The sequence below is a fragment of the Pseudomonas sp. D1-36 genome (assembly GCF_051132205.1).
Taxonomy (GTDB): domain Bacteria; phylum Pseudomonadota; class Gammaproteobacteria; order Pseudomonadales; family Pseudomonadaceae; genus Aquipseudomonas.
The window spans coordinates 1739699-1762524 of record NZ_CP071674.1; the positions used below are offsets into that span (position 1 = coordinate 1739699).

At 60.0% G+C, this 22826-nt stretch carries 22 protein-coding genes; 18 read left to right on the forward strand and 4 right to left on the reverse strand.

Going from position 1 to position 22826, the window contains the following annotated elements; translation table 11 throughout:
- Window positions 1–32: 32 nt before the first annotated feature.
- The 3 genes from dgoD to J3P76_RS07945 all read left to right on the forward strand — a co-directional run bounded on the left by dgoD (window position 33) and on the right by J3P76_RS07945 (window position 3466).
- The gene (gene dgoD / locus J3P76_RS07935) at window positions 33–1181 is read left to right on the forward strand and encodes a galactonate dehydratase (protein WP_420767205.1); all 1149 of its coding nucleotides are present in this window, start codon (window positions 33–35) and stop codon (window positions 1179–1181) included.
- 113 nt (window positions 1182–1294) lie between these two features.
- Window positions 1295–2605, forward strand: a complete 1311-nt coding sequence (locus tag J3P76_RS07940) for an MFS transporter (RefSeq protein WP_420767206.1) — start codon at window positions 1295–1297, stop codon at window positions 2603–2605.
- Between the two features lie 57 nt (window positions 2606–2662).
- Window positions 2663–3466, forward strand: a complete 804-nt coding sequence (locus J3P76_RS07945; RefSeq protein ID WP_420767207.1) for an IclR family transcriptional regulator — start codon at window positions 2663–2665, stop codon at window positions 3464–3466.
- 6 nt (window positions 3467–3472) lie between these two features.
- Here the strand turns inward: J3P76_RS07945 and J3P76_RS07950 are convergent, their stop codons facing one another.
- Window positions 3473–4525 (reverse strand): NAD(P)-dependent alcohol dehydrogenase, encoded by a 1053-nt coding sequence (locus J3P76_RS07950; RefSeq protein WP_434559984.1) that lies wholly within the window; start codon window positions 4523–4525, stop codon window positions 3473–3475.
- A 178-nt stretch (window positions 4526–4703) separates the two neighbouring features.
- On the opposite strand from J3P76_RS07950, the gene J3P76_RS07955 reads away from it, so the two are divergent.
- Window positions 4704–5594, forward strand: coding sequence for an AraC family transcriptional regulator (locus J3P76_RS07955; protein ID WP_420767269.1), 891 nt, complete (start codon window positions 4704–4706; stop codon window positions 5592–5594).
- A 93-nt stretch (window positions 5595–5687) separates the two neighbouring features.
- Here the strand turns inward: J3P76_RS07955 and J3P76_RS07960 are convergent, their stop codons facing one another.
- Complete coding sequence (locus tag J3P76_RS07960) at window positions 5688–7352, reverse strand: electron transfer flavoprotein-ubiquinone oxidoreductase (protein WP_434607078.1); 1665 nt, start codon at window positions 7350–7352, stop codon at window positions 5688–5690.
- Between the two features lie 546 nt (window positions 7353–7898).
- On the opposite strand from J3P76_RS07960, the gene J3P76_RS07965 reads away from it, so the two are divergent.
- The 11 genes from J3P76_RS07965 (at window position 7899) to J3P76_RS08015 (ending at window position 15845) form a co-directional block, all read left to right on the forward strand.
- Window positions 7899–8648, forward strand: a complete 750-nt coding sequence (locus tag J3P76_RS07965) for an electron transfer flavoprotein subunit beta/FixA family protein (RefSeq protein WP_007908338.1) — start codon at window positions 7899–7901, stop codon at window positions 8646–8648.
- A 1-nt stretch (window position 8649) separates the two neighbouring features.
- Window positions 8650–9579, forward strand: a complete 930-nt coding sequence (locus J3P76_RS07970) for an electron transfer flavoprotein subunit alpha/FixB family protein (protein WP_420767210.1) — start codon at window positions 8650–8652, stop codon at window positions 9577–9579.
- 75 nt (window positions 9580–9654) lie between these two features.
- Window positions 9655–10479: a substrate-binding periplasmic protein gene (locus J3P76_RS07975; protein WP_420767211.1), complete on the forward strand. Its 825-nt coding sequence runs from the start codon at window positions 9655–9657 to the stop codon at window positions 10477–10479.
- Window positions 10480–10488: 9 nt separating this feature from the next.
- Window positions 10489–10848 (forward strand): DUF4398 domain-containing protein, encoded by a 360-nt coding sequence (locus tag J3P76_RS07980; RefSeq protein ID WP_420767212.1) that lies wholly within the window; start codon window positions 10489–10491, stop codon window positions 10846–10848.
- Window positions 10845–11654 carry an OmpA family protein gene (locus J3P76_RS07985; RefSeq protein ID WP_434607074.1) on the forward strand — a complete coding sequence of 270 codons (810 nt, stop codon included), beginning with the start codon at window positions 10845–10847 and terminating at the stop codon, window positions 11652–11654. The genes J3P76_RS07980 and J3P76_RS07985 overlap by 4 nt, the downstream gene beginning before the upstream one ends.
- A 194-nt stretch (window positions 11655–11848) precedes the next feature.
- Window positions 11849–13291: a PLP-dependent aminotransferase family protein gene (locus J3P76_RS07990; RefSeq protein WP_434701717.1), complete on the forward strand. Its 1443-nt coding sequence runs from the start codon at window positions 11849–11851 to the stop codon at window positions 13289–13291.
- An 85-nt stretch (window positions 13292–13376) separates the two neighbouring features.
- Window positions 13377–13859, forward strand: coding sequence for a translation initiation factor 2 (locus J3P76_RS07995; protein ID WP_434559976.1), 483 nt, complete (start codon window positions 13377–13379; stop codon window positions 13857–13859).
- A 148-nt stretch (window positions 13860–14007) separates the two neighbouring features.
- Window positions 14008–14262 (forward strand): YkgJ family cysteine cluster protein, encoded by a 255-nt coding sequence (locus J3P76_RS08000; protein WP_420767216.1) that lies wholly within the window; start codon window positions 14008–14010, stop codon window positions 14260–14262.
- A gap of 54 nt (window positions 14263–14316) precedes the next feature.
- On the forward strand, window positions 14317–14925 hold the full coding sequence (locus J3P76_RS08005; protein WP_420767217.1) for an START domain-containing protein: 609 nt from the start codon (window positions 14317–14319) through the stop codon (window positions 14923–14925).
- Between the two features lie 139 nt (window positions 14926–15064).
- A complete protein-coding gene (locus J3P76_RS08010; protein ID WP_420767218.1) occupies window positions 15065–15301 on the forward strand; it encodes a hypothetical protein in 237 nt (78 codons plus the stop codon).
- A gap of 202 nt (window positions 15302–15503) precedes the next feature.
- Complete coding sequence (locus tag J3P76_RS08015) at window positions 15504–15845, forward strand: ribonuclease E inhibitor RraB (RefSeq protein WP_420767219.1); 342 nt, start codon at window positions 15504–15506, stop codon at window positions 15843–15845.
- 161 nt (window positions 15846–16006) lie between these two features.
- Here J3P76_RS08015 and J3P76_RS08020 read toward each other — a convergent pair whose 3' ends face one another.
- Window positions 16007–16819: a c-type cytochrome gene (locus J3P76_RS08020; protein ID WP_434607069.1), complete on the reverse strand. Its 813-nt coding sequence runs from the start codon at window positions 16817–16819 to the stop codon at window positions 16007–16009.
- A 610-nt stretch (window positions 16820–17429) separates the two neighbouring features.
- On the opposite strand from J3P76_RS08020, the gene J3P76_RS08025 reads away from it, so the two are divergent.
- From J3P76_RS08025 to J3P76_RS08035, 3 genes are all read left to right on the forward strand, one after another.
- Window positions 17430–18635, forward strand: coding sequence for an acetyl-CoA C-acetyltransferase (locus J3P76_RS08025; RefSeq protein ID WP_434701718.1), 1206 nt, complete (start codon window positions 17430–17432; stop codon window positions 18633–18635).
- 26 nt (window positions 18636–18661) lie between these two features.
- A complete protein-coding gene (locus tag J3P76_RS08030; protein WP_434701719.1) occupies window positions 18662–20806 on the forward strand; it encodes a 3-hydroxyacyl-CoA dehydrogenase NAD-binding domain-containing protein in 2145 nt (714 codons plus the stop codon).
- A gap of 87 nt (window positions 20807–20893) precedes the next feature.
- On the forward strand, window positions 20894–21628 hold the full coding sequence (locus J3P76_RS08035) for an amidotransferase (RefSeq protein WP_434607063.1): 735 nt from the start codon (window positions 20894–20896) through the stop codon (window positions 21626–21628).
- Between the two features lie 95 nt (window positions 21629–21723).
- Here the strand turns inward: J3P76_RS08035 and J3P76_RS08040 are convergent, their stop codons facing one another.
- Entirely contained in the window at window positions 21724–22695 is a 972-nt protein-coding gene (locus tag J3P76_RS08040; RefSeq protein WP_420767224.1) for a magnesium and cobalt transport protein CorA, read from the reverse strand.
- Window positions 22696–22826: the final 131 nt, after the last annotated feature.

Genomic DNA, 22826 nt, shown 5'->3' on the forward strand with positions numbered 1-22826 from the left:
CGAGCGCTGCATCTGACAAGAGAGACAACAAGATGAAAATCACCAAGCTGACCACGTTTATCGTTCCGCCGCGCTGGTGCTTCCTCAAGGTCGAGACCGATGAGGGCGTGACCGGTTGGGGCGAACCCGTGGTCGAAGGCCGTGCCCACACAGTGGCGGCTGCGGTTGAAGAATTGTCCGACTACCTGATCGGCAAAGACCCACGCAACATCGAAGACATCTGGACCGTGCTCTATCGCGGTGGCTTCTACCGCGGCGGGGCCGTCCACATGAGCGCCCTGGCCGGTATCGACCAAGCGTTGTGGGACATCAAGGGCAAGGCCCTGGGTGTGTCGGTCAGCGATCTGTTGGGCGGCCAGGTGCGGGACAAGATCCGTGTCTATTCATGGATCGGCGGCGACCGGCCGGCGGACACCGCCCGAGCGGCGAAAGAGGCGGTGGGACGCGGCTTCACGGCGGTGAAGATGAACGGCACCGAAGAACTGCAGTTCCTCGATACCTTCGAAAAAGTCGACCTGGCCCTGGCCAACGTGGCAGCGGTGCGCGACGCGGTCGGGCCGAACGTCGGCATTGGCGTGGATTTCCACGGCCGTGTGCACAAGCCAATGGCCAAGGTTCTGATGAAGGAGCTCGACCCCTTCAAGCTGATGTTCATTGAAGAACCGGTGCTCAGCGAAAACTACGAAGCCCTCAAGGAACTGGCGCCGCTGACCAGTACCCCGATTGCCCTGGGCGAGCGGTTGTTCTCGCGATGGGATTTCAAGCGGGTGCTCAGCGAAGGCTATGTGGACATCATCCAGCCGGATGCGTCCCACGCCGGCGGCATCACCGAAACCCGCAAGATCGCCAACATGGCCGAGGCCTACGATGTGGCGCTGGCACTGCATTGCCCGTTGGGTCCAATCGCCCTGGCGGCGTGCCTGCAACTGGACGCGGCTTGCTACAACGCGTTTATCCAGGAGCAGAGCCTGGGCATCCATTACAACGAAAGCAATGACTTGCTGGACTACATCAAGGACCCGCGAGTGTTCGACTATGACCAAGGCTTCGTAAAAATTCCGAACGGTCCTGGCCTGGGTATCGAGATCAATGAGGAATACGTCATCGAGCGCGCGGCCATTGGCCATCGCTGGCGCAACCCGATCTGGCGCCATGCCGATGGCAGTTTTGCCGAATGGTGAGTCACGCCTGACCCTGTGGGAGCAAGCTCGCTCCCACAATTTGATCTTCGCAAGCAGGGAGATCTTCTTCGATGCGCCCGTTTCCTCAATAAACATAAAAAGAGGCACCTCACATGCAAGCGCACACCCTGAGCGCGCAGGCGTCGTCGGTGACGCCCAGCCGCAAGCGTTTTTTCATCATGGTGTTGCTGTTCATCACGGTGGTGATCAACTACCTGGACCGCAGCAATCTCTCGATCGCGGCCCCCGCATTGACCAGCGACCTGGGCATCGACCCGATCCACGTCGGGCTGATTTTCTCGGCGTTCGGCTGGACCTACGCCGCCATGCAGATCCCCGGCGGCTGGCTGGTGGACCGGGTGCCGCCGCGCATCCTGTATAGCGTGGCATTGTTGCTGTGGTCGGCGGCCACGGTGATGCTCGGTTTTGCCGCCAGTTTCATCGCGCTGTTCGTGCTGCGCATGGCCGTCGGTGCCCTGGAAGCGCCGGCTTATCCGATCAACAGCCGCGTGGTCACCACCTGGTTTCCCGAGCGCGAGCGGGCCACGGCCATTGGTTTCTATACCTCCGGGCAGTTCGTTGGGCTCGCATTTTTGACACCGGTGCTGGCGTGGCTGCAACACGCGTTTGGTTGGCACATGGTGTTTGTCGCCACGGGCGCGGTGGGCATTCTCTGGGCGGTGATCTGGTATGCGGTATATCGCGAGCCTCGGGATTTCAAGGGCGCCAATGCCGCGGAAATCGAGTTGATCCGTGAGGGTGGGGGGCTGGTGGACATCCAGGCCGATACCGCCAAGGCCAAGGCCAAATTCAGCTGGAGCGACCTGGGCATCGTCCTGACCCAACGCAAGTTATGGGGTATCTACCTGGGGCAGTTCTGCCTCAACTCCACGCTGTGGTTTTTCCTGACGTGGTTCCCGACCTACCTGGTGAAGTATCGCGGCATGGACTTCATCAAGTCCGGCTTGCTGGCGTCGTTGCCGTTCCTTGCGGCATTCGTCGGCGTGCTGTGTTCCGGCTTCTTCTCGGACTGGCTGATCCGCCGAGGCGCCACGGTGGGTTTTGCGCGCAAGCTGCCGATCATTGGCGGGCTGCTGATTTCCACCTCGATCATCGGCGCCAACTTCGTGGAGTCGACGCCCCTGGTGATCGCCTTCCTGGCCCTGGCGTTCTTCGGCAATGGCCTGGCGTCGATCACGTGGTCACTGGTTTCCACCTTGGCACCGGCGCGGTTGCTCGGTTTGACCGGCGGGGTGTTCAATCTCATCGGTAATCTGGCGGCCATCGCCACGCCGATTGTCATCGGCTTCCTTGCCAGCGGTGATTCGTTTGCCCCGGCCATTACCTATATCGCCGTATTGGCATTGGCCGGGGCGCTGTCCTACATCCTGCTGGTCGGGAAGGTCGAGCGCATCGAGTTGTAGTCCGACGGGGCGGGCGACCATAATGCCGCCCGTTCCCCGCACTGTTGAAGGCCGGATATGCAGCAAGACGATCCAAAAATCATCAAGGATGCCGCTCCTACTGGCACGCAGACCTTGCTGCGCGGCCTGGGCGTGGTCCAGGCGGTCGCCAGCGGTGCTCGCGACTTGAAGGAAATCGCCCGGCTGATCGGCACCACCCGCAGCACCACCCACCGCCTGGCCAGTTGCCTGGTGGACGAACGTTACCTGCGCGTGGTGCCGCAAGTGGGTTACCTGCTGGGGCCGAAGTTGATCGAGCTGGGTTTCCAGGCTCGGGAAGAGTTGCCACTGGTGAGCCTGGCGGGGCCGTACCTGGACGAGTTGTCGGCGCTCACCGGGGACACCGTTCACCTGGCGATTCGCGAGGGCGATGAAGTCTTGTATCTGCTGAAGAATCCGGGGCGTAACGGGCCGGAAATGCGTTCGCGCGTGGGCCATCGCATGCCGTTGGCGCGGACAGGGATCGGCAAGGCGCTGATGCTCGATGATGCCCAGGAACAATGGAAGCGGCTGTACGAAATCAGCCTGCCGGCGGGTGGGAAGAATCAATTCTGGCCCCAGCACCAGGAGCAATCCTGGGAACAGTTCCAGCAACGGATGGTGGAGTATGTGGCGGGGGGCTATGCCTTCGACCTGGAGGACAACGAACCGTCGATCCGCTGTGTGGCGGCGCCGATCCGTGACGCCGGCAAGCGCATCGTCGCCGGTATCAGCATCGCCAGCACGGTGCCGTACATGCCTTTGGAAAAGATGGCCGAGCTGATTCCCCTGGTCAAAGGGGTCACAGCCCGGCTGTCGGCGGAACTGGGTGCCAAGGTTTGACGAGCGTCAGGCCTTGAGCGTCGCCATGTCGATAACGAAGCGGTACTTCACATCCCCGGCGATCATGCGGCTGTAGGCCTCGTTGATCTGGCGGATGTCGAGCATTTCAATGTCGCAGCTGATGTTGTGTTTTGCGCAGAAATCCAGCATTTCCTGGGTTTCGGCGATGCCGCCAATCAGCGAGCCGGCCAACACTCGGCGACCCAGGATCAGCTTTGCCGCGTGTACGGGTGGGTCGACCGGCTCGACCAGGCCGACGATGATGTGCACGCCGTTGAAATGCAGCGTATCGAGGTAGGGATTGAGGTCGTGCTGCACCGGAATGGTGTCCAGCAGGAAGTTGAAACGTCCGGCGGCGGCCGCCATCTGTTCGGCGTCGGTGGACACGATCACATGGTCCGCGCCTTGGCGACGGGCTTCTTCTGCCTTGCTCGCCGAGCGGGTGAACAACGTCACTTCCGCGCCCATGGCCTTGGCGAACTTGATGCCCATGTGGCCCAGGCCACCCATCCCCAGCACGCCGACCTTGTCTCCGGCCTTCACGCCATAATGCTTGAGGGGAGAGTAGGTGGTGATGCCTGCGCAGAGCAGCGGCGCGGCGCTGGCCGGGTCGAGTGTCTGAGGGACGCGCAGTACAAAATGCTGGCTGACCACGATGCTGTCGGAATAGCCACCCATGGTGTGGCCGCCGCTCACGTGGTCCGGGCTGGCGTAGGTCTGGGTCATGCCTTCCAGGCAGTATTGTTCCAGATCGGCACGGCAAGCTTCGCATTCGCGGCAGGAGTCGACCATGCAGCCTACGCCTACCAGGTCGCCGACCTTGTGATGGGTGACATTCGCCCCCACGGCGGTGACTTTGCCGATGATTTCGTGGCCGGGCATCAGCGGATAGACGGCGATGCCCCATTCGTTCCGGGCCTGATGGATGTCGGAGTGGCAGACGCCGCAGTAGAGAATTTCGATCGCCACATCGTCCGCGCGCGGGCTGCGGCGCTCGAACTTCATGGGGGCGAGGGGCGTGGTGGCCGATTGGGCGGCATAGCCGATGGCTGTGTACATGATGGACCTCGCTATCATTGAACGGTGAGGGGTTCATTCTGGGAGGCAGGGCGGCCGGTGGCGATGGCGATTCCTACGCCTGTCATGCCTAATCCTACGGCGTTGGCCAGGATTCGATTCCATGTGGCGCCAGACCTGCGATGATGTTTTCATCCCTTTCTTCGTGAAGTTTTCGCTCATGCTGCTGACCCGTCATCTCGATGCCAACGCCACGCTGGTTTCGCTGATAGAACCTTTGGCGACCCACGACGGTTTTGTTCCTACGCGACTGCCAGGGGTGCACGCGCTTCGCGCCAGCCAGGACGTCGCTCGTGGCCCGCAGCTCTACGAACCGAGCCTGGTGATCATTGCCCAGGGCAGCAAACTGGCGTACCTGGGGCCCCGCACAATGGAATATGGCGCGGGGCATTATCTGATCCAGGCCCTGCCGGTGCCGTTCGAATGCGAAACCTACGCCATGCCCAATGCTCCGCTGTATGGAGTTTCCGTCGCGATCGATCGGGCGATGCTGGGCGACCTGGTGCTGGCCATGGGGTTGATGCCGGGGCGGAATCTGCCGCCTCAGACGCCGGAGTCCATGACTTGCGCAGTGCTCGATGACGCCATGCGTGGGTGTGTCGAGCGCTTGTTGCGCTGCTTGCACGACCCGTTGGAATGCCAGGTCATGGGCCAGGCGCGGCTGCGGGAGCTGCTGTTCGTCGCGTTGCGCGGACCCCAGGCCGATGTGCTGCGGGCGTTGGTGGAGCAACAGGGCCAGTTCGCCCGGATTGCCGCTGCCCTGGGCCATTTGCATGCGCACTTCACCGAGCCGTTGAACGTCGAGATCCTGGCCAGTCGCGCGAACATGAGTGCTTCGACCTTTCACGAGCATTTCAAGCGCAGCACGTTGCTATCGCCGGTGCAGTACCTCAAGCGATTGCGCCTACTCAAGGCCCAGCGGCTGCTGCTCTGCGAGGGCATGAGCGTGGCCCAGGTCGCGCACCAGGTGGGGTATCAGAGCCCGTCGCAATTCAGCCGGGAGTACAAGCGTTACTTCGAGCGCAACCCAGGGGACGAACGCGCCGCCTGAATTGTGCAGGGAACCCTGTGGGAGCGAGTTTCCCGGAATCGCGGGCAACAAAAAGGCCCCCATTGCGGGAGCCTCGATGTTCAGCGTTCCGGCTTACATGTTCGGGTAAGTCGGTCCGCCGGCGCCTTCCGGCGTGACCCAGGTGATGTTCTGTGCAGGGTCCTTGATGTCGCAGGTCTTGCAGTGAACGCAGTTCTGGGCGTTGATCTGGAAGCGCTTCTCGCCATCTTCCTTGGTAATCACTTCATAAACGCCGGCCGGGCAGTAGCGCTGGGCCGGTTCGTCGTACAGCGGCAGGTTCTTGCTGATCGGGATGCTCGGGTCGGTCAGCTTCAGGTGGCAAGGCTGCTCTTCTTCATGGTTGGTACCGGAGATGAACACCGAGCTGAGCTTGTCGAAGCTGATCTTGCCGTCCGGCTTCGGGTAGTCGATCTTCTTGCATTCGGCCGCAGGTTTCAGGCAAGCATAATCTGGCTTGGTGTCGCGCAGCGTGAATGGAATCTTGCCGCCGAAAATGTTCTGGTCGAGCCAGTTGAAACCGCCGCCGATGATCGCACCGTACTTGTGGATCGCCGCGCCGAAGTTGCGGCTGGCGAACAGCTCTTCATACAGCCAGCTGTTCTTGAAACTGTCGACATAGGCCGTCAGTTCATCGCCGCCTTCGGACTCGGCGAACAGGCGATCAGCCACGGCTTCGGCAGCGAGCATGCCGGATTTCATCGCGGTGTGACTGCCCTTGATCTTGGCGAAGTTCAGGGTGCCGAGGTCGCAACCGATCAGCGCGCCGCCCTTGAAGACCATCTTGGGCAGCGAGTTCAGGCCGCCCTTGGCGATGGCGCGAGCGCCGTAACTGACGCGCTTGCCGCCTTCCAGATACTGCTTGAGCACAGGGTGATGCTTGAGGCGCTGGAACTCGTCGAATGGTGACAGGAAGGTGTTGCTGTAGGACAGGTCGACGATCAAGCCGACGACCACCTGGTTGTTTTCCAGGTGATAAAGGAAAGAGCCGCCGGTATTTTCGGTGCCCATGATGTCCAGCGGCCAGCCGGCGGTGTGCACCACCAAGCCTGGTTGATGCTTGGCCGGGTCGATTTCCCAGATTTCCTTCAGGCCGATGCCGTAGTGCTGGGTGTCGGCTTCGCTGTCCAGGTTGAAGCGCTTGATCAATTGCTTGCCAATGTGGCCACGGCAGCCTTCGGCGAACAGCGTGTACTTGCCGCGCAACTCCATTCCAGGGGTGTAGAGGCCTTCTTTCGGATTGCCTTCGCGGTCGACGCCAAGGTCGCCGGTGATGATCCCGCGGACGACGCCGTTTTCGTCGAACAACGCTTCCTGGGCGGCGAATCCCGGGTAGATTTCCACGCCCAGGTTCTCGGCCTGCTGGGCCAGCCAACGGCAAAGATTGCCAAGGGAAATAATATAGTTGCCTTCGTTGTGCATGGTCTTGGGCACAAAGAAGTCAGGGATTTTGCTCGCGGTCTCGGCGTTTCTCAGGACATAAATGTCATCGCGCTTGACCGGCGTGTTCAACGGAGCGCCGAGCTCTTTCCAATCCGGAAACAGTTCGTTCAGGGCGCGCGGTTCGAACACTGCGCCGGAGAGGATGTGCGCGCCGACTTCGGAGCCTTTTTCGACCACGCAGACGCTGATTTCCTTACCGGCTTCGGCGGCCTTCTGTTTCAGTCGGCAAGCGGCAGACAGGCCAGCGGGGCCGGCACCGACGATGACCACGTCGAATTCCATGTATTCGCGTTCCACAGGCTATCTCCTACTCAAGGCTCAACAGTTTTTTCTAATTGGAGGTTTGGCGTTGCATCCGTTGTTTCCTTCGCGAAGCGACGAAAGCGACAATGGATGACCCGCGCTTCTCTCTTAAGCGGCGCATTATATCTACACCACTCTCAGGGTCCAATACAAACGTTTGTTTGAAATTGCCGCAGCCCAGATAAATCACTGACGTACGGCTTATGACTGACCATTTTGCCGTATTGACCGGAATAGACGTTCCGGTCAAGATACGGGCGGTTTTGCGCTCGCCGTAGGCTGACTGTTGGTTCCAAGAGCACCTCTAAAGACAGGGCGAAGGCAGCACAAAGTGACGAGTTGCGCGGTTCGGACGCGCAGTTTACACGCCGCGATAATGAATGACTCATCGGTCATCACTGACGAATGGTCTTCACTCCCGTGAGCAAAGGTCATGTGTGGTTCATGCCGGCGTTTTTAGAGGTGCCCTTGCGCCCATGATCATCAACCGCCAGGTTCGCCCAGGCGACTTTCTTTTCACCGGAGAGTAACGAGGAATCCATGAAGGTTCTTGTAGCTGTCAAACGAGTGGTCGACTATAACGTCAAGGTTCGCGTCAAGGCGGACAACTCCGGCGTCGACCTCGCCAACGTCAAGATGTCGATGAACCCTTTCTGCGAAATCGCCGTAGAAGAAGCCGTACGCCTGAAAGAAAAAGGCGTGGCGACTGAGATCGTCGTCGTTTCCATCGGCCCGACCACCGCCCAGGAACAACTGCGCACCGCGCTCGCGCTGGGTGCCGATCGCGCCATCCTCGTCGAATCCGCCGAAGACCTGACTTCCCTGGCCGTTGCCAAGCTGTTGAAAGCCGTAGTTGACAAGGAACAGCCACAGCTGGTGATCCTCGGCAAGCAGGCCATCGACAGCGACAACAACCAGACCGGCCAGATGCTCGCTGCGTTGAGCGGCTACGGCCAGGGCACCTTCGCGTCGAAAGTCGAAGTGTCGGGCGACAGCGTTGCCGTGACTCGCGAAATCGACGGCGGCGCGCAGACAGTTTCCCTGAAACTGCCGGCCATCGTCACCACCGACCTGCGTTTGAACGAGCCGCGTTACGCGTCCCTGCCAAACATCATGAAAGCCAAGAAGAAGCCGCTTGAAGTGCTGACTCCTGACGCTTTGGGCGTTTCCACCGCCTCCACGAACAAGACCCTGAAAGTCGAAGCGCCGGCTGCACGCAGCGCCGGCATCAAGGTCAAGTCGGTGGCTGAACTGGTCGAGAAACTGAAAAACGAAGCGAAGGTAATCTGATATGACTATCTTGGTAATCGCCGAACACGATAACAAGGCGCTGGCTCCGGCCACGCTGAACACCGTTGCTGCCGCCGCCAAAATCGGTGGCGATGTCCACGTCCTGGTGGCCGGGCAGGGCGCTGGCGCCGTTGCCGAAGCCGCCGCCAAGATCGCTGGCGTGAGCAAAGTCCTGAACGCCGATAATGCTGCCTATGCGCACCAACTGCCGGAAAACGTTGCTCCATTGGTAGCTGAGCTGGGCAGTGGCTACAGCCACATCCTGGCGGCCGCGACATCGAACGGCAAGAACATCCTGCCTCGCGTAGCTGCTGCATTGGACGTCGACCAGATCTCCGAAATCATTTCGGTAGAAAGCGCCGACACCTTCAAGCGTCCGATCTACGCTGGCAACGCCATCGCCACCGTGCAATCGACCGCTGCGATCAAGGTCATCACCGTTCGCGCCACCGGTTTCGACCCGGTTGCCGCCGAAGGTGGTTCGGCTGCCGTTGAAGCCGTGGGCGCTGCCCACGACAAGGGCATTTCCAGCTTCGTCAACGAAGAGCTGGCCAAGTCCGATCGTCCTGAGCTGACCGCCGCCAAGATCGTCGTTTCCGGCGGCCGCGGCATGCAGAACGGTGACAACTTCAAGCACTTGTACGCCTTGGCCGACAAGCTGGGCGCTGCCGTTGGCGCATCCCGCGCAGCGGTCGACGCCGGTTTCGTTCCCAACGACATGCAGGTCGGCCAGACCGGCAAGATCGTTGCACCACAGTTGTACATCGCGGTCGGTATCTCCGGCGCGATCCAACACTTGGCCGGCATGAAGGACTCCAAGGTGATCGTTGCGATCAACAAGGACGAAGAAGCGCCAATCTTCCAAGTGGCCGACTACGGCCTGGTGGCGGACCTGTTCGAAGCCATCCCTGAGCTGGAGAAGCTGGTCTAATCCGGCATCTTCACTTATAAAGAGCCCGGCCTTTTGGCCGGGTTTTTTATTTCTGTTTCCGGAGCGCTTAGTGCCATGGATCTTCGCCGTTTGGCTTGCTCGTCGTTGTTCTGGGCGTTGGCGTGCGCGCCAGGGCTGTCTGCCGCCGCTGGCAAATGCGAGCGCCTGATCGCTACTGGCAGCCCCGATGCGCCGCCTTATCTTTGGCAAGATCCCCAGGATCCCAAGCATTTGATCGGTGCCGGGGCCGACCTGCTGGCGCAGGTGGCGCAGGCGCTGGGGATCAAGATCGAATTGCTCTACGCCGGCAAACGCGCCCAGGCCTTGGACGAAGTGCGCAGCGGACGCATGGACCTGCTCACCGATGCCCCGCTGACCACGACTGGGTTGCAAGCCTTGGATTACGTGCACCCGCCACTGCTGGAGAACGATTACCTGGTCTGGACACGCAAGGATTCGACGCTGGTGGTCGAGCGACCGGAGGATCTTCACGGGCATAACGGCGCCTTGTCGGAAAAGGCTCGCATGACACAAGGATTTGGCCTTTTCGCTGAGCAGAATCTAACCGTGACCCGTACGCCCAACCTGACCCAGGCCTTTCAGAAACTGCTCCTGGGTGAAGTGGAATATGTACTGGCGGGGCGCTACTCGGGCCTGGCGATGGCGCAGACGCTAGGGATGGCTAATGACTTGCAAGCCGCGCCGCAAGCGGTGGACAAGCCGGGCTTGTTCCTCGCGCTTTCCCATAACTCCGCCTGCAATGACCCATGGTTACGCGGACAGCTGGCGCAAAAGATGACAGAATTGGCCGCGTCTGGCCTGGCGGAGGCTGTGTTGCAGCGCAATCTGGAGCGTTGGAGAGCACAGTTGAAGTCCCCCGTCAGCGCCCCCAAACAGTAGGGAATATTAGTGACTATTCGACCTCTTTTCGCTGCCCTGGCCGTTCTGGCTCTGGCGGGTTGCGCAGCCGATCCAGCGCCGAATGAACAGATCCGCCTGACTGAACAGGCCATTGAGCAAGCGCGTGCGGTGGGTGCCACCACCGACGAAGTACCCGAATTGAAACTGGCTGAAGAAAAATTCACGCGCGCCAAATCCAACATGGCCGATGAATCCTATAAAAAGGCGCGCATGCGCGCTGAACAGGCCGAGTTGGATGCACGCCTGGCCGAAGCGAAGGTGCTGACGCTCAAGAGCCAGGAGCAATTGAACGTGCTCGACACTCGCATCAAGCGCTTGCGCAAACAGCTGAGGGAGGATGCCCAATGAAGCACTCCCAAGTATTGGGCGGCCTGGTCCTCGCGGGGCTGGCCAGTCTGTACGGTTGCGCCGGACAGCGCAGCGAGGTGGCGCTGGAAAAGGCCAGCGATGACTTCCAGAAGGTCAAGGAAGATGCCAACGTGCTGCGTGCGGCGCCCCGGGACGTGATCCGGGCCGGCGAATCCCTGGCCCGCGCCGATCGCTTGTCCAGCTACTGGGGTAGCGGTGAGGACGTGCAGCATTACGCCTACTTGAGTCAGCGCTACAGTCAGATTGCCCGTGAGCACAGCAACCAGGTGCTCAACGAAGAGCGCGCGACGAAGCTCGAGCTGGAGCGCCAGCGCCTGCAGCTGGCCCTGCGCGAATCCAAGCTGCTGAGTGTCCAGCAGCAGGGCAAGTGGCTTGAAGAGCAGATCATGGCGATGGCGACCACCCAGACCGATCGCGGCCTGGTGATGACCCTCGGGGATGTGCTGTTCGATACCGGCGAAGCCGAGTTGAAAAACTCGGCCAATCGCGTGGTGCTCAAGATCGTGCAGTTCCTGCAACTCAATCCCAAGCGCGTGGTGCGCATCGAGGGCTACACGGACAGCACCGGCGGCAAGCAGGAAAACCTCAAGCTGTCCCGCGACCGCGCTCAGGCCGTGGCGGACGTGCTGGTGGACCTTGGCATTGACGAAAAGCGCATCCAGGTCGAGGGCTACGGCGATCAATACCCGGTGGACGTCAACGCAACCGAGCGTGGCCGGGCGCAGAACCGTCGCGTTGAAATCGTATTCTCCGATGACAAGGGCCAGCTCGGCGCCGCCCGTTGAGGACGGCGTCACTGGAAAACCCGGCCCCTTCGAGGCGCCGGGTTTTTTTTCGCCTGATGTTTGGGATGAGTACAGTTGGGGCTGTCAACCCACTGTACTGTCGAGTAATCTGGCAACTGTCCCAGTACACTTCTAAACTGTGCCGGTAGAATTTCCGACAAGAATAAAACGCCTGCGAAATCGAGTACTGCGTCATGACCAACCTCCTGCTCTATCAACGTATTGCGCAACAGTTGGCGGAAGACATCCGGCGTGGGGTGTATCAGCCGGGTGAACGCGTGCCTTCGGTGCGCAAGATGAGTTCGCAGCTCAACGTCAGCCATGCCACCGTCCTCCAGGCCTATGCGAACCTTGAAGACCAGGGGCTGATTCGCGCGCGGCCGCAATCGGGCTATTACGTGCACCAGACGCCGGCGTTGACCGCGCCGACGCCGGACATTGCCCGGGTCGAGCGCCCCGGATTGGTGACGCGCAGCAGCATTATCCAACAGGTGTTGGTCGAGTCGCGCCGCGAAGGGGTGTTTCCGCTGGGCGCGGCGGTGCCGAGCGTTGATTATCTGCCCGTGCGGGCGTTGCATCAGCAGTTAGCCAAGGTCACGCGTTTCCACAGCCCGCGGGCGTTCAGCTACATGTTCAGTCCCGGCTTCGAGCCGTTGCGCCGCCAAGTCGCGATCCGCATGCGTGACGCCGGCGTGGTGGTGGATCCTTCCGAGGTCGTCATCACCCATGGCTGCGTCGACGCCCTGCAGATGTCCTTGCGCGTGCTGACGCGTCCCGGGGATTTGATCGCCGCCGAGTCGCCCACTTACTACGGGCTGCTGCAACTGGCGGATCTGCTGGGCCTGAAGGTCATCGAGATCCCCAGCGACCCGGTCACTGGCATGAGCCTTGAAGCCTTGCAATTGGCGGCCAACCAATGGTCGATCAAGGCGCTGGTCCTGACCACGCGCCTGAGCAATCCCCTGGGTGGCACGATGCCCGAAGAGCGGCAAAAACAACTGCTGCGCCTGGCATCGGATTTCGATATCCAGATCGTCGAGGACGATATCTATGGCGAACTGATGTTCGAACAGGGCCGGACCAAGGCATTGAAGGCCTACGATCGCTTGGATCGGGTGATCTACTGTTCGAGTTTCTCCAAGACCCTTTCGCCCGGCGTTCGGATTGGCTGGATGATCGCCGGCAAGTTCCAGCAGGAGATCCAGCGACTCCAGACGTTCAGCACCCATTCGGCGTGCAGCGTCACTCAGATGGGGATCGCGGCTTACCTGGAGAATGGCGGCTATGACCGGCACTTGCGCTATATTCGCCAGGAGTACCGCAAGAACCTCAGCGCTTTTCAATTGGCGGTGCAACAGCACTTTCCGGAAGGCACGCAGATGAGTCGTCCCACCGGTGGGTTCATTCTTTGGGTCAGCCTGCCGGGGCGGGTCAACACCCAGGAACTGCACGTCCGCGCGCTGCAACAGGGCATCAGCATCGCCCCCGGGCTGATTTTCAGTAATACCGAGCAATTCAACCACTGCATCCGCCTGAATTGCGGCATACCCTGGAATCGCGAGGCAGAGCGTGCGTTGATGACCCTGGGGTTGCTGGCGACCCAGTTGTGCCAGGAGACCGGCAGCGGGTTTTTATAGAAATCAGCGGCTTGGCCCGATGTGCTTGTCAGCGCCTCAATATCGGGCGAGCATGGACATCTCTGCCGTAGGTGTCGTCGTGTCTATGAAAGCCATTGTTCCTGCTGCGTGGGTTTTGATCGGCCTGTTGAGTGTCCTCGACATGGGGAGTGCCATGGCAGCTTCGGCCCAAGAGAAACCGGCCGCCAGCGCCGCCAAGCCCACCGCGAAGAAAACCGCCGAGATAAAGAAGACTGTCAAAAAGACGCCCGCCAAAACGGCCGCCGCAAAGAAAAAGCGCGCCCCCATTGCCTCCAAGAGCAAATCGGCCCGCGAAGTCGCCAAGACCCCTTTACCACCGGCCAGGCTGGACCTGAGCCTGCCACACGATATGGTCGATCAGTTGCAGCCACCCGGCAAGGTGCCCCTGCCCAAGCGTGAGCCACTTTTGCCGTCCATGTTTGGGGAAAAGCCGGGCCCGTTCCAGCTCAACGGCCGTCTGTTGAGCAACGAGATGCAGCTGCCCTTGCGCAATCAGGAGCGCAACGAAGTGGAAGGCGCGGCACTGGAATTCGAATTCAAGCAATAAGGCCATGCAATGCTGCTGTTCGTCGCTGACTGCCGGGTCACTCCACCCACTACGAAAAAAACCCCCGGACGGCGATTTCAAACGGCTGTTTTAGCCGTTACCCTGTGTCCTGATACCAATCATTACTTGTCGTGAGGATCCTGTCGTCATGAAGTGCCGTGAAGGCTGTGGCGCCTGTTGCATCGCCCCTTCCATCAGCTCTCCCATCCCTGGCATGCCCCAAGGCAAGCCGGCGGGAGAACGTTGCGTGCAGTTGTCGGCCGGTAATCTCTGCCTGATCTTCGGCCAGCCTGAACGCCCGGCGGTGTGTTCGGCGTTTGAGGCGGACCTTGAGGTCTGCGGCAATAGCAGCGAAGAAGCCATTCGATTGATTGGCTGGTGGGAGCAGGTCACGGCAGCGTAGTGGGGCAACGATCGGAAACGACATGAACGAACTTGGACGATAAGGAAAATAATTATGGGTTCGCTGCATCGTATGGCTGTGTTGTGTGGATTGACCGTCCTGTTGGCAACAGCTACCGCCCAGGCAGAAGACTGGCAAGTCGCCAAAGAAAAGGAAGGTATCCAGGTGTCGCTGAGTGAGGTCGCTGGCTCGAAGTACAAGGCCTATCGCGGCGTGACCGTCATGAAAACCACCATGGCCAAACTGCGGGCCCTGCAGGAAGACGTTGCGGATGCGTGTGGATGGATCCATGAATGCAAAAGCCAGAAGTTGCTCAAGCACGAGGGCGACAAGAGCTGGACGTACACCCAATTCAATACGCCGTGGCCGGTCACGGCCCGCGACTCCGTGCTGGAAGTCACTACCGTTGAAGGAGCTGATGGCAGCCTCACTCGCAAACTCAAGGGCGTGCCTACCTATCTGCCGGAAGAGAAAGGCTTTGTGCGCGTGACGCAGGTCGAAGGCTTCTGGAAGTTCACCCCCAAGGCGGCGAACCAGATCGAAGTGACTTACCAAGTCCACACCGAGCCGGGGGGTGATGTACCGTCCTGGCTGGCTAACAAGTTCGTGGTGGACGCGCCGTTCAATACGCTGAAAGCGCTGAAAGAGCGTGCCGAAAAATAATCGGTAGGCCGCGATGAAGAAACCGCCCCACGAGGCGGTTTTTTCATTGGTGCCGTCAGCGAACTCAGCGGAACGATTGTTTCGCCATCAATGTCGAGATAGACGTAAGCCCGGCCATGTATTGATCGAGGAGACACCGATGCAGAAGTGGGAAATCACTTTCGTTGATGATCACGGCGAAGCCGTCGCCGAGCAGTTCGATTACGACCAGGAGCCCACAATGGAACAGGCCGCCCAATTGATCCGCCAGAGACTGCTCCCCGTACCCGCCAAGCTTGATCTCAACGATCTGGAAGGTCGCACGCAAGACCCTACGCTCAAAAGCCTCAAGACCCAAAACAGCATTGAAATCATCAGTATTAAACCGATTTCATGAAATTCATTGTTCGGTCCCGCTTGGCAGTGGCGATGACTTGAAGCTACTCTGCAACCGAGATCAGCGAAAGGATCGCCAAGGTCCGGTCTTGTCAGCTACATGCTTGTGTCCCGACGGCCAGTTGATGCCGTACTGCTTGTAACCAGCGGTTGCACGCACGGGAAGACGGAAAGTCTATCCATCGGTCTGAGGAGGACGTTTCATGAGCACAGCCTATCAAGAAGACATCAGCACCAGTGTGCTGCGCCGCATGAAAGAAGGCGGTTTCGATTTCTCCCAATTTCATCCCATCGAGTTCTATGCCATTTTCCCCGACGAGGAACGGGCGCGCAGGGCGGCAGGCCAATTCAGGGGGGAATCGCTGAATGCGCAGATCAGCGCGCGGGACGATGGAGCCTGGTCGCTCGAACTGAGCCGGGTGATGTACGCCACTTATGATGACATCGGCGATTTCGAGTTGAACTTCGAGGCCGTGGTCGAGCCCTTGGGTGGCGTTATCGAAGGGTGGGGCGTCAAGCAGGAGATCCGTCGCCTGCAGGCCTGAATGTTTTATGCATCCAGCAACGGCTGACCTTTGTGTCGGCCGTTTTCATGTTGGGTGCTGATCGATTTTCTGTCGTCATCGCGAGCAAGCTTGCTCCCACAATCGGTCTGCGATCCGCCACAACGCCCAGTGGTAACGGGCTTTGCGGCGAAGGAACGCGCCTACGGCTTCAACGGCTGCTTGCGTCCTGCCATGTGCTTCAAATACCCCACCAACAGGTCAAGCTCAGAATCCGGCAACACCGCTGCGGAGAATCCCGGCATTTTACCCTGTGGCCAGTGGCGCAAGCTTTGAGGGTCACGGATGTAACGTTTGAGGAAATCTTTCGAAAAGTATTCCGTAGGGTTGAAGGGAATGTTCAGGTCCGGTCCGAACTGTGCATCACCCGCGCCGTTGAGTCGATGGCAAGCCAAACAGTTTTTCTGAAACAACTCGAAGCCTTTGTTGACCGGATCGTTTTTGGCCAGGCTGGGCGAGGGCAGCAGGGCGGGGAAGCGGTCGGCCACTGGTGACAGGCGCTTGATGCTTGCCAGCGCATACGGCCATTGCTCGGGGCTGATATGGCCCGCTTGAGGATCGGTCCAGATCAGATAGAAAGGACCGGCGCTTTGCTTGCCTTCCCCCAACGCCGGCCAGGGTTTGGTCGGGTCCTCGATCGCCAGCCACGCGCGGGCGCCGTGTGCATTGAGTAATGGCGCCGCTGGCAGTTCAGCTGCGAAACCGTCCAGGGCTACGGCTTGCAGATGATCGTTCGGTTGCACCCCGGTCAATAGCGAGGTCAACGGCACGGCGCGATAGCTCATGGGTTTCTTGTAGGAAACGTCTTCGTTGATCTGAACCGTTTGAACGTCGGGATGCTTGAGTAGCTCTTCAGTCTGCCAGGTGCGGGTACCCGCGCCCAGCTCCAGCGTGAGCTGCGCCGCGTACAGAGGGCCGCTGATCAGCAGTGCCCCGAGGACAATAAGTGCTTTCAAGTGAATCGCCGTCCATGTCGAGAGGGAGGCGCAAAGGTTGGCACAGCCACCGTTGCCGGAACAATCAACCCTCTCACATTTATTTAGCGAAACGACTGTAATAAAGCGGACATCGCGCGTCTGGGTCAGCCGATCACTTTAGTGATGTTCGGCAAGATCAACAGCAGCGTCGTGGCGAAGAGAATGAGTCCGGCTTGACGAACTTTCGTATGTTTGAACATGGCTGACCCGCCTTTTTGTTATTTCCTGAGGCCAGCCTGCATTACTCCGTGACGGCTGGCGTTGCACTTCCTGTCTGACAAGCGCCTCGGCAAAACCCGACGACTTACTTGTACAAGGTTTACATTAGGGGCCGCAGCTGGCTTCGCTTAGACCCAATTAGTATCAGTTTATGGGTCCAGGTTATCAAAACAGCATGAGGCCTATTGCCAGCTGCTTGCGGGCCCTTTTGCTAGACAGCTTGCTTACCTGAAACGGTTAATCCGATAGCTCGCTACCGTTCGTCTGAGCGTGCCTGTCAATGTCGTTGAGCACTGAGGTCATTGAATCCGCCGCCGCTGGGCTTAAGGTTAGAGGTGTTTGTAAAAGCCGATCGCGGTTTGAGGATGTCATGACCGAAGCTATGATTTTTGACGCATTACGCACGCCTCGCGGTAAGGGAAAAGCTGACGGCGCCCTGCACACCGTCAAGCCGGTGAACCTGGTCGGTGGCCTGTTGACGGCGTTGCGCCACCGCATGAGCCTGGACACCAGCCAGGTGGACGACATTGTGCTCGGCTGCGTGACGCCGATCGGCGATCAAGGTGCCGACATCGCGAAGACCGCCGCCCTGGTGGCTGACTGGGATGTCAGCGTGCCCGGCGTTCAGCTCAACCGCTTTTGCGCTTCGGGTTTGGAAGCGGTGAACCTGGCCGCGATGAAGGTTCGTTCCGGTTTCGAAGACCTCGTAGTGGCGGGGGGCGTCGAGTCCATGTCCCGTGTGCCTATGGGCAGCGATGGCGGCGCATGGGCGCTGGACCCGCAATCCAATCTGCACGGCCATTTCGTTCCCCAGGGCATCGGCGCCGACTTGATTGCCACCCTCGAAGGTTTCAGTCGCGAGGACATCGATGCCTTTGCGTTGCAATCCCAGCAAAAAGCCGCGCGAGCACGGGAGAACGGCTCGTTCGATAAATCCCTGGTGGCAGTACGGGACCAGAATGGCATCGTGCTGCTCGACCATGACGAATTCATCCGCGCTGACTCGACGCTCGAAGGCCTGGGCAAACTGCGGCCAAGCTTCGAAGCGATGGGCCAGATGGGCTTCGACGCCACGGCATTGCGCGTCTATAGCCATGTGGAGCGGATCAATCATGTGCACACGCCGGGCAATAGCTCGGGCATCGTCGATGGCGCCGCGCTGATGCTCATTGGCTCCCCGGCCAAAGGTCGCGAGCTGGGCTTGCAACCCCGGGCGCGGATTGTTGCCACTGCCGTCACCAGCAGCGAGCCGACCATCATGCTCACCGGTCCGGCCCCTGCCACTCGCAAGGTATTGGCCAAGGCTGGCCTGCGGGTCGAGGACATCGACCTGTTCGAAGTCAACGAAGCCTTTGCCTCGGTAGTGCTCAAGTTCATCAAGGACATGGCCATCGATCCCGCCAAGGTCAACGTCAACGGCGGCTCGATCGCCATGGGCCATCCGTTGGGCGCCACCGGTTGCGCAATCCTTGGCACGCTGCTCGATGAGTTGGAGGCGCGTCACCTGCGCTATGGCCTCGCGACACTGTGTGTCGGCGGCGGCATGGGCATCGCCACCCTTATCGAACGCCTCTGAGCCCCGATTTTGAAGGAACACTTTTCATGACCCATGCCATTCGTTTCGAAACCGGCCCGGACCGGATCGTCGTGCTGACCCTGGACATGCCGGGGCAGGCGGCCAACACCATGAACGCGATATACCGCGAGGCCATGGGCGCCTGCGTTGCTCGCCTGACCGCCGAAAAAGACTCGATCGCCGGCGTGATCATCACTTCGGCCAAAAAGACGTTTTTTGCAGGCGGCGACCTGAACGAGTTGGTCCAAGTCGACAAATCCCAGGCCCAGGCCTTTTACGAAACGGTGTCCGAGATCAAGGCGCAGCTGCGCGCATTGGAGACCCTCGGCAAACCGGTGGTCGCCGCTATCAACGGTGCGGCCCTGGGCGGCGGCTGGGAAATCTGCCTGGCCTGCCATCATCGGGTGGCGCTGGACCATCCCTCGGTGTTGATCGGCCTGCCGGAAGTCACCCTTGGCCTGTTGCCGGGCGGCGGCGGTGTGGTGCGGATGGTGCGCTTGCTGGGCTTGGAGAAGGCATTGCCGTATTTGCTCGAAGGCACCAGGGTTCGTCCGCAACAAGCGCTGCAGGCTGGTTTGATCGATGAGCTGGCGACGGATCGCGACGAGCTGCTGGACAAGGCCCGGGCCTGGATTCTCGCTAACCCGAGCGTGGCCCAGCCGTGGGACATGAAGGGCTATCGGATCCCTGGGGGCACGCCGTCCGCCCCGGCGGTCGCCCAGATGCTGGCGATCGCGCCTTCGATTCTGCGCAGCAAGACCCAGGGCTGCCTGCCCGCACCGGAAAAAATCCTCTGTGCGGCGGTGGAAGGCGCGCAGGTAGGCTTCGATGCGGCGCAGTTGATCGAAACCCGATACTTCACCGAGCTGACGACTGGCCAGGTGGCGAAAAACCTGATCGGTACGTTCTGGTTCCAACTCAACGAGATCAAGGCCGGAGGTTCCCGCCCGCAGGGTTTTGCGCCTTTTCTGACGAAAAAAGTCGCTGTGCTCGGCGCCGGGATGATGGGCGCGGGTATCGCCTATGTCAGTGCTGCGGCCGGCATCGACGTGGTACTCAAGGACATTGACCTGGACGCAGCGCAAAAGGGTAAGTGCCGCGCGGCGTTGCTGCTGGACAAGAAAGTCGTCCATGGCCTACTCACCGCGCAACAGCGCGACGCCATCCTGGCGAGGATCCAGCCGACCGACAGCGATGCGGACCTGGTCGGCTGCGACCTGGTCATCGAGGCCGTATTCGAAGACCGCGTCCTTAAAGCCAGCGTGACGGCCGCAGCCCAAGCAGTGGCCGGGCCGGACGCGGTGATTGCGTCCAATACTTCGACCTTGCCCATCACCGGCCTGGCGATGGCGGTGCCGGACGAGGGCAAATTCATCGGGCTGCATTTCTTCAGTCCAGTGGAAAAAATGCCCTTGGTCGAGATCATCAAGGGTGCCCGCACCTCTGACGAAACGCTTGCCTGTGGCTTCGATTTCGTCCGGCAAATCGACAAGACGCCGATTGTCGTCAACGACAGTCGTGGGTTTTTCACTTCGCGGGTGTTCGGCACCTTTACCCACGAAGGCATCGCGATGCTCGGCGAAGGCGTGAGCGCGCCGATGATCGAAACCGAGGCACGCAAGGCCGGGATGCCAGTCGGGCCGCTGGCTGTCTCCGACGAAGTTTCACTCAGCCTGATGAGGCATATCCGCACGCAGACTGCCAAAGACTTGCGAGCAGAGGGGAAAGCTCCGACTGAGCACGCCGCATTCGCTGTGATCGATCTGCTGCTCGAAGAATACAAACGGCCAGGTAAAGCGGCCGGAGCCGGTTTCTATGAGTACCCAACCCAAGGGCAGAAATATCTCTGGCCGGGGCTCAAGGCGCGTTTCGACAAACCCGCGGGGCAGATTCCAGCCCAGGATATCCGTGATCGCCTGCTGTTCATCCAGGCCCTGGAAACCGTTCGTTGCGTCGAGGAAGGCGTTGTCACCTCGACGGCGGACGCCAATATTGGCTCGGTCTTCGGCATCGGATTCGCGGTCTGGACGGGCGGGGCGTTGCAGTTTATCAACCAGTACGGTTTGCAGGCGTTTATCGCCCGCAGCCAGTACTTGGCCGAGCAATACGGCGAACGTTTTTCACCCCCGGCACTGTTGCTGGAAAAGGCCGCCGCTCAAGCACTGTTCTGACTATGCGCGGGGGGCTTGCCTTGGGACGGTGTTTCAGGGCAGGCTCTGGGGTGTGCAATATTCCCATCATCGTGTCAGGTATTTTTTATGTCGCTACGCATCTGCATTCTGGAAACCGATATCCTGCGTCCAGAACTGGTCGACCAGTATCAGGGTTACGGGCAGATGTTCCAGCGCCTGTTTTCGCAGCAGCCCATTGCGGCAGAATTTGTCGTGTACAACGTGGTGGAAGGGCAGTATCCAAGCGTCGATGAACAATTCGACGCTTATCTGGTGACCGGCAGCAAGGCGGACTCCTTCGGGACCGATCCGTGGATACAGACGCTCAAGACTTATCTCCTGGACCGCTACCAGCGTGGCGACAAGCTGCTAGGCGTCTGCTTCGGCCATCAATTGCTGGCACTGCTGTTGGGCGGCAAGACCGAGCGCGCCAGCCAGGGTTGGGGGGTGGGCACCCATCGCTACAAACTCGCGGCCAAGGCCCCCTGGATGAGCCCGGTGAAGGAGGAGCTGACCTTGTTGATCAGCCATCAGGATCAAGTCACCGAGCTCCCGGAAAATGCCACCGTCATAGCCTCGAGCGATTTCTGCCCGTACGCGGCTTATCACATCAATGATCAAGTCCTGTGCTTCCAGGGCCATCCGGAATTCATCCACGACTATTCCCGGGCCTTGTTGGAGATTCGCCAGCAACACCTCGGTGAGAAGATCTACAGCCAGGGCGTGGCGAGCCTGGAACAGGAACATCACGGTACGACGGTAGCGGAGTGGATGATGCGTTTCGTCGCCCATAAACCCCAAGCCGATGCCGCCCAGGGCTGACTACTCGGGCATGCCACCGTTGATCAGCGGTTCACTGCTGATCAACGGTGTGAAGCTGCTCGCGAAGAAGGCTACGCAAATCCCGTCGAAAAATCCTACAACCACCCCGACCGCTTGAAACTTGCCCACAACGCGGTACATCCAACCCCGATGAACCCGAGCACCAGGAAATATCCATAGTGCCAGGTCAGCTCCGGCATGTTTTCGAAGTTCATCCCGTAGATGCCGGCCACCGCCGTCGGAAACGCCAGGATTGCCGCCCAGGCGGCGAACTTGCGTTGCACCACGCTCTGGCGCGAGGCTTCGAGCAGCACGCCGATTTCAATCGTCTGGCTGGCGATGTCCGCCAGGGTCGCCAAGTCTTCCATCTGCCGTGTGACGTGGATCTGCACGTCGCGGAAATAGGGGCTCATGTTCTTGTCGATGAAGGGGAAATCCAGGCGCTGCAGTTCTTCGCTGATCTCCACCATCGGCGCCGCATAGCGACGCAGGCGCAGCACGTCGCGGCGCAAACTGTGCAGGTTCTGGATGTCCCGCTCATTCAGGGCGCTGCATAGCACGTTGCGCTCCAGTTCATCGATCTCGGCATGAATGGCTTCGCCCACCGGCAGGTAATTTTCAATGACGAAATCGAGGATTGCGTAAAGAACGAAATCCTCCCCGTGCTCCAGCAGGATAGGACGTGCCTCACAGCGTTGTCGGACATGGGCGTAAGACGCCGAGTGACCGTTGCGGGCGGTAATGATGTAGCCCTTGCCGGCGAAGATATGGGTTTCGATGAACTGCAGCTTGCCGTCCTTGCGCACCGGCGAATACGTGACGATGAACAGCGCATCGCCGAACGTTTCCAGCTTGGGCCGGCTGTGCTTCTCCATCGCGTCTTCAATCGCCAGCTCATGCAGGTTGAACTGGCGCTGCAGGTTGGTCAGTTCCTGGGTGCTGGGCTCTTCGAGGCCGATCCACACGAAGTGTCCGGGCTTCGCCGCCCAGGCGCTGCCTTCATCGAGGGTGATATTGGTGACTTTCTTACCGGCGCTGTAAACCGCAGCAGCAACAACTCTACCCATGATGTGGTTCGCTTCTTCTTGGAAATTGGCAGTGGGGGCAGCGTCCAGCTTAGCGCGCCACGCTGATTGAGAGTCAGCGAAATTCGCGAAGTTCGCGTAAAAGAAAACCCGCCGTAGGGGCGGGTTTCTTG